Origin of the sequence: Bdellovibrio bacteriovorus (assembly GCF_001592755.1) — a bacterium.
GTDB lineage: Bacteria > Bdellovibrionota > Bdellovibrionia > Bdellovibrionales > Bdellovibrionaceae > Bdellovibrio > Bdellovibrio bacteriovorus_E.
This window is the reverse complement of the sequence record NZ_LUKF01000012.1, coordinates 214464-227776: the sequence shown is the minus strand read 5'-3', so window position 1 is coordinate 227776 and position 13313 is coordinate 214464. Positions and strand designations below refer to the sequence as shown.

At 45.8% G+C, this 13313-nt stretch carries 11 protein-coding genes and 1 riboswitch; of the genes, 6 read left to right on the top strand and 5 right to left on the bottom strand.

Annotated features, from left to right (window positions below; translation table 11 throughout):
• Nucleotides 1-101: 101 nt before the first annotated feature.
• Complete coding sequence (locus AZI85_RS07815; RefSeq protein ID WP_063209012.1) at nt 102-1442, bottom strand: glycine--tRNA ligase; 1341 nt, start codon at nt 1440-1442, stop codon at nt 102-104.
• 161 nt (nt 1443-1603) lie between these two features.
• Between AZI85_RS07815 and AZI85_RS07810 the strand changes: the two genes are divergently transcribed.
• From AZI85_RS07810 to AZI85_RS07800, 3 genes are all read left to right on the top strand, one after another.
• Nucleotides 1604-1915, top strand: a complete 312-nt coding sequence (locus tag AZI85_RS07810; protein ID WP_155723966.1) for a photosynthetic reaction center cytochrome c subunit — start codon at nt 1604-1606, stop codon at nt 1913-1915.
• Nucleotides 1916-2056: 141 nt separating this feature from the next.
• Nucleotides 2057-5149 carry an efflux RND transporter permease subunit gene (locus AZI85_RS07805; protein ID WP_063243548.1) on the top strand — a complete coding sequence of 1031 codons (3093 nt, stop codon included), beginning with the start codon at nt 2057-2059 and terminating at the stop codon, nt 5147-5149.
• A gap of 5 nt (nt 5150-5154) precedes the next feature.
• Complete coding sequence (locus AZI85_RS07800; RefSeq protein ID WP_063243547.1) at nt 5155-5541, top strand: YbaN family protein; 387 nt, start codon at nt 5155-5157, stop codon at nt 5539-5541.
• 238 nt (nt 5542-5779) lie between these two features.
• Here AZI85_RS07800 and AZI85_RS07795 read toward each other — a convergent pair whose 3' ends face one another.
• Nucleotides 5780-6676 (bottom strand): HNH endonuclease, encoded by an 897-nt coding sequence (locus AZI85_RS07795; RefSeq protein ID WP_063243546.1) that lies wholly within the window; start codon nt 6674-6676, stop codon nt 5780-5782.
• A 557-nt stretch (nt 6677-7233) separates the two neighbouring features.
• Here AZI85_RS07795 and AZI85_RS07790 point away from each other — a divergent pair.
• On the top strand, nt 7234-7716 hold the full coding sequence (locus tag AZI85_RS07790; RefSeq protein ID WP_063243545.1) for a hypothetical protein: 483 nt from the start codon (nt 7234-7236) through the stop codon (nt 7714-7716).
• 2 nt (nt 7717-7718) lie between these two features.
• Here AZI85_RS07790 and AZI85_RS07785 read toward each other — a convergent pair whose 3' ends face one another.
• Nucleotides 7719-8114 (bottom strand): hypothetical protein, encoded by a 396-nt coding sequence (locus tag AZI85_RS07785; protein ID WP_063243544.1) that lies wholly within the window; start codon nt 8112-8114, stop codon nt 7719-7721.
• A 50-nt stretch (nt 8115-8164) separates the two neighbouring features.
• Here AZI85_RS07785 and AZI85_RS07780 point away from each other — a divergent pair, with 50 nt between their 5' ends.
• Complete coding sequence (locus tag AZI85_RS07780) at nt 8165-8959, top strand: Mrp/NBP35 family ATP-binding protein (protein ID WP_081110957.1); 795 nt, start codon at nt 8165-8167, stop codon at nt 8957-8959.
• Nucleotides 8960-9388: 429 nt separating this feature from the next.
• A riboswitch (cyclic di-GMP riboswitch) is annotated at nt 9389-9470 on the top strand.
• Between the two features lie 156 nt (nt 9471-9626).
• Here the strand turns inward: AZI85_RS07780 and AZI85_RS07775 are convergent.
• On the bottom strand, nt 9627-10364 hold the full coding sequence (locus AZI85_RS07775) for a DUF5020 family protein (RefSeq protein WP_063243542.1): 738 nt from the start codon (nt 10362-10364) through the stop codon (nt 9627-9629).
• Nucleotides 10365-10561: 197 nt separating this feature from the next.
• Between AZI85_RS07775 and AZI85_RS07765 the strand changes: the two genes are divergently transcribed.
• Nucleotides 10562-11665 (top strand): hypothetical protein, encoded by a 1104-nt coding sequence (locus AZI85_RS07765; RefSeq protein WP_063243540.1) that lies wholly within the window; start codon nt 10562-10564, stop codon nt 11663-11665.
• A 48-nt stretch (nt 11666-11713) separates the two neighbouring features.
• On the opposite strand, the gene AZI85_RS07760 is transcribed toward AZI85_RS07765, so the two are convergent.
• Nucleotides 11714-13291 carry a LysM peptidoglycan-binding domain-containing protein gene (locus tag AZI85_RS07760; RefSeq protein WP_063243539.1) on the bottom strand — a complete coding sequence of 526 codons (1578 nt, stop codon included), beginning with the start codon at nt 13289-13291 and terminating at the stop codon, nt 11714-11716.
• Nucleotides 13292-13313: the final 22 nt, after the last annotated feature.

Here is a 13313-nt window from a genome sequence, read left to right as displayed (position 1 = left end):
ATTGTCAGAATTCTGAAAAATGTCCGCAGATCTTAAAAGATAGGATCGCGGAACGACAGGAAGACTGGGAGCCCGTTTCAGGCTCCCAAAATTGAATTGTACTACTGATTAAATGTTTTCAACTTTGCGGCCACGTACGCATTCAGTTGACTCATTGGCACACGCTCTTGAGTCATTTTATCGCGATGGCGCACCGTTACAGCTTGGTCGTTGATGGTATCGAAGTCCACAGTCACACAATAAGGTGTCCCTACTTCATCTTGACGACGGTAACGTTTACCGATGGATGCCGTTTCGTCGTAAGTCACATCAAAGTCCTCCGCCAACTGATCGCGCAACTTTTCAGCAATCGAAGTCAGCTCCTCTTTTTTAGATAAAGGAAGAACAGCCACTTTAAATGGAGCAATGTCAGGGTGCAGACCTAGAACCACACGTGTGTCCTCTTTGCCCGCTTCATCTGTCGTGATCTCTTCACGGTAAGCATCACATAAGAAAGCCAAGAACAGACGGTCACAACCCACGGCTGTTTCAATAACGTAAGGGATGTATTTTTCTTTATTAGCTTCGTCGAAGTATTCCAAGTTTTTGCCAGAGAACTTCGAATGTTGGGTCAAGTCAAAGTCCGAACGGTTGTGAATACCTTCAAGCTCTGAGAAGCCCATTGGGAATTTGTATTCCACGTCCACGGCCGCACGAGCATAGTGCGCCAGTTTATCATGGTCTTTGAATTTTAAGTTTTCAGGACGGATGCCGTACTTAATATAGAAGTTCCAACGCGTTTCTTTCCAGTCGGCGAAATACTTTTCGTCCGTGCCCGGTTTTACGAAATATTGCATCTCCATTTGTTCGAATTCACGCGTACGGAAGATGAAATTCCCTGGAGTGATTTCGTTACGGAAAGACTTACCGATCGCCGCGATTCCAAATGGAATTTTATAACGAGAAGATTGTTGGCAATTTTGGAAATTTACGAAGTGACCCTGCGCTGTCTCTGGACGCAAGTAAATCACGCTCGCTGAATCCTCCAAAGGACCCATGTGAGTTTTGAACATCAAGTTGAAGTTTCTTTCTTCAGAAAGATTCTTACTGCCACAGTTCGGGCACTTTTTGTCTTTAAGATAAGACTCTGTGTTGTCGGCGCGGAAACGTGTCTTACATTCCTTACAGTCAACCAAAGGATCACTGAAGCCATCGACGTGACCGGAAGCCTTCCAAACTGTGGGGTGCATCAAGATAGCCGCATCCAAACCCACGATGTCAGATCTGCGAGTCATGGCATTCCACCACGCGCGCTTCACGTTCAACTTCATCAAAGAACCCAGAGGACCGTAGTCCCAGCAACTAGCTAGACCTCCGTAGATTTCACTCGATTGAAAGACAAAACCACGACGTTTGCTAAGACTTACAAGAGTATTGAGGTCTTCACAGTGCTTAATTTTCATGCTGGGCTCCAAAATAGGTAAGACAATACCACGTGTACTTTTACATTTGGTCCAGAAGCAGTCAAGAAGTCAGGGTCTGCTTGCCTAAAGGACCTGACGTCAGCGAAGCTAATCTCATGCAGCGCATCCGAAAAAGCCACACCCTCTTTTTACTAGGCCTTGTGCTCCTTTTACCAAAGGCGCACTCAGAATCCGTCACTAAGTTTGTCACCAAAGAAGAAAAAATTCGCGAACAGATGATCGTTATTTCCCGCGAGTTGGGCGTCACCTGCGCCGAGTGCCACAATGTTCAAAATTTCCGCGATGATTCGAAGAAATCTTTCAAGGTCGGAAAAGAGCATATGAAGCTGACTCAAATGTTGAAGGAAAATGGCTTCGATGGGAAAAAAGGCCCCATGGCCACGTGCTACATGTGTCATCGTGGGAAATTGATGCCCGATTATAAAGAGCCGCTTTCTGCCAAAGCTCAGTAATTAAAAATTAGCTCCCATTTTTTTCGAAAATAATTCGAACCAAACACCTCTGCGTTCCGTCTAAATTCAGTCGGCCGAAAGCCCGCTTTGTTGACACCCCGTTTTAATGGGTAAAAATATCTGTGCGCGAAAGGAACACCCATGAATTTGATCGATCTCTCGATTCGCCGCCCCGTCTTTGCCTGGGTTCTGATGTTTGCTCTTATCGTTTTTGGTGCCATCTGTATGAACCGCATGGGGATCAGCCAATTGCCAGACGTCGACTTCCCGGTCATTAGCGTTTCGGTGGATTACGAAGGGGCCGCGCCCGAGATCGTCGAAGCCGAGTTGATCGACCCTATCGAAGAAAGACTTTTGGCGATCGAAGGTATCAAAGAGATGCGTTCTTCCGCACGCCAAGGTTCAGGCTCGGTGACTTTAGAGTTCGATATCAACCGCAACGTCGACGTGGTTTTGCAAGAGGTGCAAACAGCCTTAAGCCGTATGCGCTGGCCTCCTGGTGTCGATCCTGCGACGGTTCGTAAACAAAATCCCGAAGAAGATCCCATTATCATTCTTTCCATTTACGGCGAATCTGATCTGCGCGAGATGATTAACTGGACTGAGAACTATTTGCTGGATCAAATCCGCTTTCTGCCAGGCGTGGGTGAAGTCAGTATCCAAGGTTTCAGTCAAAGAAACTTGCGTATTTGGGTGGATACTAAAAAACTAGAGGCTCTTTACCTTACCTTGTCTGACGTGATTGAAGCGATCAGCACGCAGCACGTGGAAAGTGCCGCGGGACAATTTACCGAAAAAGAACGTGAACTGCGTGTTCGCTGGTTGGGCGAAGCGACCAATGTTGACGAAGTGGCGAACATTCAAATTCTTCGTCGCGGAGGTCAGCGCATTCATGACCGCAATATCTATATCCGCGACGTCGCGCGCGTGGAAGATGGTCTTTCTGATGTTCGCCGTGTGGCGCGTGTCGATGGCCGTCAGGCGATTTCTATTTCCGTGAAAAAACAGCGCGGCACGAATGAAGTGACCGTGGCACAGGAAGTTCGTCAAAAATTAGACTCCATCAAAGGCAGTTTTCCCGAAGGCTTTAATTTCCGCGTGAATGTGGATTTCACTCTCCCCACCGATGCGACCGTTCACTTAACAATTGAGAAACTTTGGGTGGCGGCCCTTATCACCATCCTCGTCTGCTTCTTGTTCCTGGGAAGTATTCAAGCTGCGGTGAATATTTTATTTTCCATCCCGACTTCCATTGTCGGAACTTTCATCATTCTTTATTTCTCGGGCTTTACGCTGAATCTATTTACGCTTTTAGCGCTGACGCTTTCGATTTCAATCGTCGTCGATGATGCCATCATGCTTTTAGAAAACATTGTTCGGCACTATCGCATGGGTAAGGGATCGGCACGAGCGGCCTCCGATGGCTCCAAAGAAGTTTTACCGGCAGCAACAGCAGCCACACTGGCCGTTATTGCGGTCTTCTTACCAGTCGTCTTTATGGACGGTATTATCGGTAAGTTCTTTTTCCAGTTCGGCGTTACAATGAGTGCAGCGGTTTCGCTTTCACTTCTTGAAGCCGTCACAATCACACCGATGCGGGCCGCGGCTCTTTTAAGTACAGAACCGAAAGTTTCAAAGCTTGAGCATTTCTTGGATGTTCTTTTTGAAAAGTTCTCGCACTCTTATCAAAAAGTTTTGCACGGCACTTTAAGATTTAAATATTTAGTGGTCGGCGGATCTTTGGTGTTCTTTGTCGTTTCGTTGGTTTTAGTCAGTAAAGTTCGTCAAGAATTCGTACCGGCGCAGGATCAAAACTTCATCATCATTAATGGCCAGATGCCTCCGGGCACTTCTCTTGAAAAAACCAGCGCGGAAGCCGCAAAGGTCGAAGCCATCATTAAGGCTGATGCGAATGTCGAAGGCTTCGTTATCTCTGTCGGTGGAGGTGGCGGTTCCGCAAACGTGAATCAATTCTTCCTTCCAGTGGCATTAAAGCCGCGCGCGGATCGCCAGTTGGGTCACACGCAGATCATGAATATTTGGCGTCAAAAATTCAAAGAGCTTAAAGGCATGCGTATTTCCATGCGTGATATCTCGGCACGAAATCTATCGACAGGGCGTCAAAACCCTTTGGCGATCAACTTGCGTGGACCGGATTTGAAAGTCCTTTTTGATAAATCCAACGAACTGATGGAGCGTCTAGAAAAAGAGAAACTGGCCGTGGATCTTGATACGGATTTCCGTATGGGGATTCCGGAATTGGTTTTATTCCCGAAACGCGGGGCCATGGCCGCGCGAGGAGTTTCAGTTGAAGACGTTGGACAAATTCTTTCTGCCGGTGTTGGCGGTCTTCGTGAGGGGCGTTACACGGCCGATGGCCGTCGCTACGACATCCGCTTTAAATTTTTAGAAGACCAGATTCAAAAGCCCGAAGATTTTAAACGTCTTTATGTGCGTAATAACTTCGGAAATCTTATTCCTCTATCTCAGTTGGTCGATATTAAGGAAGAAAAAGCCATCCAAGGGATTTCGCGCGTGAATCGTCAAAGAGCGATCTCCGTGTTTGGCAACTTAGCTCCGGGTGAGTCTCAAGCTAAAGTCTTAGAACGTGCCAGCTCTATCGCCAAAGAAATTCTTCCTGCAGGTTATTCATTCGCGCTGGAAGGTGCCTCTGCCGGTTTTGCGGACTCGTTTAAGAGTCTCTATTCAGCGATGATGGTTGGTATTTTAGTCGCTTACTTGATCTTAGCGGTGCAGTTTAACTCTTTCATTCATCCGATTTCGGTTCTCGTGGCCCTGCCGTTCAGTGTGACCGGAGCCTTGATTGCTTTATGGATGTTTGACGTTTCTTTGAATCTATTTAGCTTTATCGGTTTGATCGTTTTGATGGGTATCGCGAAGAAGAACTCGATTCTTCTGGTGGAATTCACAAACCAAGTGCGACATCACGGGGAAAAAGATATCTCCAAGGCGCTTTTGGAAGCTTGTCCCGTGCGCCTTCGTCCTATCTTGATGACGTCTGTTGCCACCGTAGCTGCCGCGACGCCTTTGGTAATTGGATCCGGCATTGGAGCAGAAACGCGTATACCGATGGGTTTATCTATCATCGGGGGAACGATTGTTTCTACGCTTTTAACATTGTTCGTTGTACCCGCTTTGTACTTGATGCTTTCTCCGCTTGAAAGTAAGAAGACTCATAAACTTGATGATGAACTTCCGACTTCGGTGGCCTAGGCGAAATGATCCAACAGACAAAGCGCACGATTTATTTTGTATTTGGCTGGCTTTTTTTAGGCCTGGGGATGATAGGCATCTTTCTTCCCCTTTTGCCGACGACGCCGTTTTTATTGCTGACGGCGTTTTGTTTTTCCCGAAGCTCTGAAAGATGGCATCGTTGGTTGATCAATCAACCGCACCTGGGACCTTTTATTTTAGACTGGCAGCTGCATGGAGTGATTCGCCCTCGCGCTAAAATTTTAGCGACAAGTTTGATGGTGCCGCTTGTAACTCTGTCGTTAATTAAACCCACAGTTCCGTTGTACGCCAAAGTCTCTGCTGGAATCATCTGCACCTGCGTTTTAGTATTTATTTGGACCCGCCCTTCGAAGAAGAAGGAGAATATTTAGGTTTTAGGATGGTTGGATTTCCGAACGGAGTTCGCACTTCGCTTCTATCTCCATCTATCATCTATCATCTATCATCTATCATCCATCACCTATCACTTATCACAAAGTCACAATCACAAATCATCTTACTATCTGTCACTGGAGCCCATCCCATCATCCAGCTTACATTACTCGCCATAACTTTAACTTTCATGACTTACCATTAAACTATCTCCGCCCCGTCCCTTAGCGAGATATATTACTCCACAAGAAGCCCCCATTTTTCTGCGAAATAGAGATTATGAGTTCGGCAAAGAACTCTTAAGTTATCGGGGTTGTTTGTTCCTCCTTTGGCCAATGGAATTCTGTGATCGATTTGAAGTTGATACGTACTTTCACATTTTTTTCCATCTGTGGGGCTCACGAACTCACAACAATGATTTGCCTTATGCAGAAGCTCTCTTTTTAAAGTAATTTTGATATGCTTTCGCTGAGCCGTGAAGCTCTGTGTTGAATTTGCTCCTTTTAAAAGACTCTTTTTCCCAAGTTCTTTGTTTAACTGCTTTGTCGCAAGATGCAGAAATAGCGAAGCCCAATCTCCATCGGGAAGTACATGAGATAATGAGTCCTTCGCTTTCTTTAGGACCTCCATTTGTTCTTCCGTGAATGTCAATTCTAAGCGAACGCTGTTGTCTCTTTGCGGTCTCACCACTTCTTGGATATGGATCGCCTGATTGAATTCCTTGGCAAGACACTTAGCTGTTTCGAAACTGGTTTTGTTTTCGATCTTTTCAAGTACTTGCTGTGTCAGCTTCAAATCAACTCTTCGCCCCTCTTTAATTTCTTGCTTTAAGCATTTCTGCACCTGGGTCAGTTGAGTCAGATTTAAAGAGCCATTTTCAAGTTTGTCGGCTACTTGTGGAGCTTGCTTCAAAAGTCTCGCTGCTTGAAGCCTGCGATAAGCGCTGTCTTCACCATAACCCAACTGTTGAGTAAGATATTTGTACATGGAATCAAAGCCGAGTTCGGCGTAGAGTCTTCGACTTTCCACTTCATTTATATGACACAAAATAAGGTGTGTGATTTTTCGTTCTGTACGAGTGAGTTTTTCCAAACGCACGATCAATTCAGAATTTGAAATTTTCGATAAATCCATAACTACTCCTGCAAGACTTCGTCGAATTAATTTCGATCGGAAACTTATTGGCCACTTCAGAGAATTCTTCTTGGCTGCTCAAGTTTGCCTTCTGCTTGAGTGAGTTCTATCATGGTTTTTATTTCGTGATTTTTCGCTTTTTTGAATGTCAAAATCGCCCACTAAAGTAAGCTTAATTTGCCTTTCCTAAGTCGTAATCGGCTCACTAAAAAGCTTTAAGAATCTTTTTGAGAGCCTTCCTGTAAATGAAAAAAACGTCGAAGAGTGCAGCGATTATCGCATCGAAAAACACGTCAAGAAAATAATTATATTTTTTGATGAGATCCTTAAAGTCATAACTTGATAGACTGAACTTCATTCGCAAAATGTGACCCACGCGGTATCATTGATAACGCCGAGTTTCTTGGCTACGCGTTTTTTCCCACCTCCAAACCTCCCCAATTTCGTCACTGTCGTCCAAGTTCAACATTCCAAATTGAGAACACTTCGATGAACTCCAAACCATGTCGTTTCTGTGAAGCACGAGCTTTGCTTTATAAAAACAAAAAAGGAGCCGCATGCTGGGCAATATCGCATTATTTCTCATTTTGGGACTGATCTGGGTCGGAAAGAGTTTTACTTCCGTCGAGACGACGATGCGTGGACCACAAAGTGTGGTGCCTTCAGCAAGAGCCGTTTATTCACTGGTGAGTGGCACTGATGATTGCCCGAAACAGATTGAATGGATCGCAGAATGCCAGGGCTTCACTCTCAATTCTCTTTCGACGAAAGCGCCCCTTGTTCAAAAATTCTGTCACGCGAACCAAGGACCACAGACCGAACTTGAAAAACTAGAGCGTGGACACAAAAGAATTCTGTCCGAAGTAACAAAATCTGAAAACCTGATCAGCAAAATTCAAACGGTGATTTTCATTAAAGATAAAAACTCTGCCAGTCTTTCCGAAGAAGACACGGTGATTGTGGATGAAACCGGAAAGTTTCTTTGGGAACATAGTCAGAACGGACGCGGCTTTAGCTGTCTCTTCACCCGCGAGCAATAAAACTAAGCACCTTTATTCAGAATGGCCCGATAGGCCGTTTCGATAAACTCCATCGATTCCTTATCACATCTTCGCAAGGCCACCTGATACGCCTCTGTGACAAGTTTGATTGACGCCCCGGCCGGCACACCTAAAACTTCGTACGCGTCCCAGGTATGACCATTGTAATTAAACATCACATTTAAGGATTTAACTTGGGCTTGAGTCAGATCAGGATGACGACGCAAGGGTTCGAGAGCCTGTGAAGGCTCTTCAGCTGTGATTAAAGGCGGAGCGCTGTCCTTTGCACCCATATTGAGCTGCGTTGGACGACGCGATCCCCCTCGCGAGAGTAAGTACCAGAAGATGAAAGCTCCCGCTCCCACTAAATTCAATGTCAAAAAGTCTTGGCTATTCATCCACTTTCTATTATTCGTTGGGAGCTTTAATTTATCAAGGAGTCACCTTCATGGCTGCACCAAATCCGTTTGAGAAACAGACCCCCATTCCCGGAGTGAAACATATTATTGCCGTATCCTCAGGCAAGGGTGGAGTCGGTAAGAGCACTGTGGCCACTAATTTGGCTATGGCCCTGGGTAAAAAGAGCCGCGTGGGTCTTTTGGACGCTGATATCTACGGTCCAAGTATTCCTCGTATGTTAGGCAGCTTAGGACAAAAACCACAAATTAATCCTGAAACGAATCAACTTGAGCCAATCACTCGTTACGGCATCAAACTTATGAGCATCGGTTTCTTGGTGGACGAAAATGCGGCCGTGGTTTGGCGTGGTCCGATGTTATTCAAGGCCATGGATCAATTTCTTCGTGATGTGAATTGGGGCGAGCTTGACTATTTGGTGGTCGATCTTCCTCCCGGCACGGGCGACATTCAGCTGACTCTTGCACAGAAAGTTCCTGTGAGCGGCGCCGTGGTTGTTTCGACTCCACAGAATGTGGCGTTGCTCGATGTGAAAAAAGCCGTCGACATGTTCGAGCGTGTGGGCGTGCCTTTGCTAGGCATGGTTGAAAACATGGCTTATATGATCAACCCGGCCAATGGTGAAAAAATCCAACTTTTCCCTAAGGGAGAAATGGATACTTACGCTCACGCCAAAGGAATGAAAAAATTGGGAGCCGTTCCCTTCAATCCTTCAGTAGGTCTGGCGTGTGAAGCCGGCATCCCTATCGTTGAAGCCAACAGCAACGGTGCCGAAGCTCAAGAATTCATGACTATCGCGAACAACATCCGCGAAATCCTGCCTTAAAAATTTTTGGTGAAGAGGTTTTTTCAAGCCTCTTCACCTTCTTTTTCTTCTCAAATTTGTTTCATCCTAAAACAGAATCACACCTTGTTTCTCAGACGGAAACGAGATTTCGACGTATTTTGAGAATCGAAAGTGGTCCCCTTGAAAATAAAACTTTGGTCGAGCTATCCTAAAAGAGTTGAAACCAGATGGCTCGTGAGACTTACCTCTGAGTAAGTGAATGCTTTAGGGCCAGCTAAAGGAGGACACGGATGAAAAATCGTATTCACGATCATCATGATGAACCACCGAAGTGACGAGGCGTCACCAGGATTATTACGCAGAGGTTCCGGGTTCAGGCCTCTTAAAAAAACGATGAACTGGTTGGATCTATCGAATAACTCATAAGGAGGTTCCTAGGGTTATACTCGTTAGGATTTAGATCCTTCCTTTGCCTCAAGGCAAACCGTCGGAAACGGCGGGACGCAAAGCTAGAGGGGTGTCGGTTCGTCCACGCCAGCCAGCTGCCAAAGGTGAGTCACCTGAGGAATCAGAGGTGTGCATATGGAAGGTATCAATACATACAAGGATTGGTTTCATTCCCCTTAGCCTGTGAGTTATCACTGAAGATTCCTCGCAGGCACTTTTGTTTTTGGGGACTTCACTTTTTCTTCTTAAAACTTCCGAATTAAAAAATCCAGACAAGCTTTGCCTGAGGAACGCTTTCTTCAAGACCCTCGATGCCGTATTTGTTTTTCCAATATTTCCATTCGATGCCGAGCTTTAAAGGCACCTTGCGCGCTGTTTTACGAGAGAAATCCAAGAGCAAATTCGGCTGCGTATGAATATTTTCGTGAGAGGTGGCCTCGGCCCCAGCCCAGTCGATAAAACCGCTAAATTCCAAAGGCCAAGCCTCACTGCCGAAACGTTTCAACCACGCCAGAGTGAGCTGGCCCGTGTGCCCGTCCAACCCCAAGGTATCGCGAAATAAAAATTGGGTTGAAAGAAAATCGAAACCTAGATTTTTCCACACGAAATTCACGCCCGCGAGTGCGGCTCTTTTCGCTGGCCCTTGAGGAAACTCGTAGTTGAGCTGCAGAAGAACATCAGAAGGTCCACTCTCTTCACTGAGCTCTAATAACCCCATCTTTTTTAAACTAAATCCCGGAGAAATCTCCCCATAAAAACTAGTTTCATCTTCCGTATCCGGATTTGAAATATCGATGAAAAAGAAATTGCTTCCATAGGCCCAACTGCTTGCGTGTTCCAACGTGATCACGCTTTGAGAAATCTCTTTTCCGGTCGGAGTTTTATAGGAATCCCCGTGCAGAAATTGAATATTCGTCTCTTGCCAGTCGGCGGCGACCGAATTTTGAGTTGTCAGAATAAGAACAGCAGACGCGAATACGAAGCCCCATTTTTTCATGCTTTTAAGGCTATGCAATCTATCGAAAGCTTTGCACTCGGGTTTGAAGATCTAGTCATAAGAGGGGAAATGCTTATTTCAGAGGCGAAACTGCCGGTGCCCAGAATCGTCATACTGACAAATTCCCCGTCACGTTTTTCCCATGACAATCAATACATTAACCCTTGGAAGGTCGCATATTTGCACGGTTTTGAGACATGATGAAAACCGCGTTTTTACCCCTGCCCGCTTTTTTAGTCCTCACTTTCGCCATGGCCTTCTCGGCCCATGCGGAAAGCTTTCGGTCTTACTTTGAAGAACGAAACAAGATCAACTCTCAGGATAATCAAACCGTCATTCGTCTGGCGCACGAAAAATTTCATCATGCTCCTTACGTCGTGGTGAATAAGACCAAACAAATTGCCACTTACTTCTCTGCCCAAGGCGACGTGATTTCATCATCGCAAATTAAAGTTAAAAACGGCGATGAATTAGATCAAGGCGGCGCGGGAATTTACGTTCACGCCGGTCAGCGCGCGGGAACTCTTTTTTTGAAAGCGCAGAAAGATGCGCAAGTTCGCAGTGTGTTTCAAGGTTCTTTGCAAATCCCCGAAGGAACTTTCGTATACGTTTTGCCTGTTTCAGAAGATCACAAGTTCCGCATTCGCAATCACGTTCTGACCTTCAACGCCGCTCGCGTTTTACGCAACCGTCCTAGTTTCAACTACTCCCCTTTCAATGAACAAAGTGTGAAAGTTCGTTACAGCGTGGATGATAACGACACCTTCAAACGCACTTACGTAGAAACTTTAGAGAAAGAAAAGGAAGCTTTGATGGAGCTTCTAAAACTAGAAGACGACGAGTACAACATGCTGGCAGAGTTTGCTTTTGGCGTTCTGTCGCCAGAGACCGACTATGGAAAAAGCATGAAGTATCGTCTGAAACAGTCAATTCCTGTTGTCGTGTCTATCGCTAAAGGAAACGGGCTTGATACGGATGAAAACAGCCGCGGCCCCACTCAGATTAAGGACATTCCAGACTCTGTTGAAGAAAAGTATCGATTAACAAAGTCCACTCTGAAATACCCAGAAAACGCCGCGGTAGCGACTTTGGCTTTTGCGGCTGAGCTATTAAAAGAACTTCGCAATCGGGCTCCTCAACATGAAGGCATCCGCGAAGAGACCTTACAAGACTATCTGTATTACCTTTACCAGGGCCGTCACCAGTCTATTATTCAGGGAACAGCGACGCCCGATCAGAACATCTCTATCCGTAAGATCAAAGAAGCGATCACGCACCTGACTTTCGAATATCAGAAATAAAAAAGGCGATCCTAAGATCGCCTTTTTGCTTTATTCTGTTTTTCAATTCTATTGATTTGCTTCCGCTACCGGAATCAGAATTCTCGCACCCACCATCAAAGACGATGGATTGCGGATTTTGTTTTTCTCTTTAATGTCCGTCATAGAAACGTTGTAGCGTTCCGCGATACCCACGAGGTTTTCGCCTCTTCTAACAACGTGAACTTTGGACTTCGCTTTCGCAACCGACTTCGTTGTTTCACGAGCCGAAGAGCTGTCTGGAGTCGGCACACGCAACTTCATGCCGACTTTCAAAGTGCGACCGCGTTTGATTTGATTTAAACGTTGAAGTTCAGAAACGCTTGTTGAGTATTTACGAGCAATCGTGAACAAAGAGTCACCTTGCTGAACGATGTAGTAACGTCCATCGGTGCTGACACTCACGCTGCGAGTTTCGGTTTTTGACTTTTTCGCTAGCATCGTTGAAGTTGAACGATCTCTTAGTGGCGTACGGTCTGGAACTTGGATTCTCATACCTACGCGCAATGGTTTACGACGAGGAAGATCATTCAGATCACGAAGATAAGCCACTGTCGTACGGTAACGACGAGCCACCGTGCTCAATGTATCACCACGACGAATGCGGTAAACTTGAGTATCGCCAGAATCCGCAACGAACTGAACGCTAGATACAACACTTTCATTTGCTGCGATCAAGGCTTGCTCGGAAGTTCCAGGAGGAATGCGCAGAACAAGTTCAGATCCTTTTACCGGAGCCACTTCACCTTTGTACTTTGGATTCAAAGCTTTAAAGTCTTCGTAGTTCAAGTTCAACTTATCAGCCATCGCACGAAGGTTGATAGGTTTATTCACTGTGATGTGATCGAACTCGATCGGTGGAAGATAGTCGATCTCGCCGAAGCCATATTTATCTGGTTCTTTTGCGATCAACTTCGCGGCGATGAATTTTGGAACATAGTTGATTGTTTCTTTAGGAAGTCTTTTTTTGCGAGCCAATTCCCAGAAGTCGCGCGTGTAGTGATTCATCACTTCACGTTTTACGCGGTTTTCACCGACGTTATACGAAGCCATCGCCAAGTACCAAGAACCGAATACGCTATAAAGACCTTTGAAGTATTCTGCCGCGGCTTGAGTGGCGAAAACAGGGTCACGTCTTTCATCGACGAAAGCGTTGATATCAAGACCGTAGCGTTTGCCTGTTCCACGAATAAACTGCCAGTAACCTACTGCAGATGCATGGGAAGTGGCTTTGGAACTAAAGCCGGATTCGATCAAAGCGATATAGAAAAGATCTTCAGGAAGACCGTTATCGCGCAAAACTTTTTTCATGAGTTTTTCGTAGCGAGTAGAACGGGCTAAATATCTTTCCATGTGAGGACGTCCACGTCCTTGGAAGTAAGCGATCCATTTTTCAACCAGCGGATTGACTTCCGTTGGGATGGATTCCAACTCTTGGTCGACCACTTTAGGGCCTTCGGGATCTGATAGACGGAATGAACCGATATCTTTAATTTCACCGTCACCAGACTGGGTTCCTGCGGCCCCACCGTTTCCAGTGTTGCTGCCCTTATGCGCACATCCCGCCACAAAGGCCAGAACCAAACTCAATGTTAAAAGTCTCCTCATGAGTCCTCTCCTATCGACACAC

Coding starts and splice junctions, on each gene's coding strand:
- AZI85_RS07815 (WP_063209012.1), bottom strand. CDS start 1,442: ATGAAAATTAAGCACTGTGAAGACCTCAATACTCTTGTAAGTCTTAGC.
- AZI85_RS07805 (WP_063243548.1), top strand. CDS start 2,057: ATGAATTTGATCGATCTCTCGATTCGCCGCCCCGTCTTTGCCTGGGTT.
- AZI85_RS07800 (WP_063243547.1), top strand. CDS start 5,155: ATGATCCAACAGACAAAGCGCACGATTTATTTTGTATTTGGCTGGCTT.
- AZI85_RS07795 (WP_063243546.1), bottom strand. CDS start 6,676: ATGGATTTATCGAAAATTTCAAATTCTGAATTGATCGTGCGTTTGGAA.
- AZI85_RS07790 (WP_063243545.1), top strand. CDS start 7,234: ATGCTGGGCAATATCGCATTATTTCTCATTTTGGGACTGATCTGGGTC.
- AZI85_RS07785 (WP_063243544.1), bottom strand. CDS start 8,114: ATGAATAGCCAAGACTTTTTGACATTGAATTTAGTGGGAGCGGGAGCT.
- AZI85_RS07780 (WP_081110957.1), top strand. CDS start 8,165: ATGGCTGCACCAAATCCGTTTGAGAAACAGACCCCCATTCCCGGAGTG.
- AZI85_RS07775 (WP_063243542.1), bottom strand. CDS start 10,364: ATGAAAAAATGGGGCTTCGTATTCGCGTCTGCTGTTCTTATTCTGACA.
- AZI85_RS07765 (WP_063243540.1), top strand. CDS start 10,562: ATGATGAAAACCGCGTTTTTACCCCTGCCCGCTTTTTTAGTCCTCACT.
- AZI85_RS07760 (WP_063243539.1), bottom strand. CDS start 13,291: ATGAGGAGACTTTTAACATTGAGTTTGGTTCTGGCCTTTGTGGCGGGA.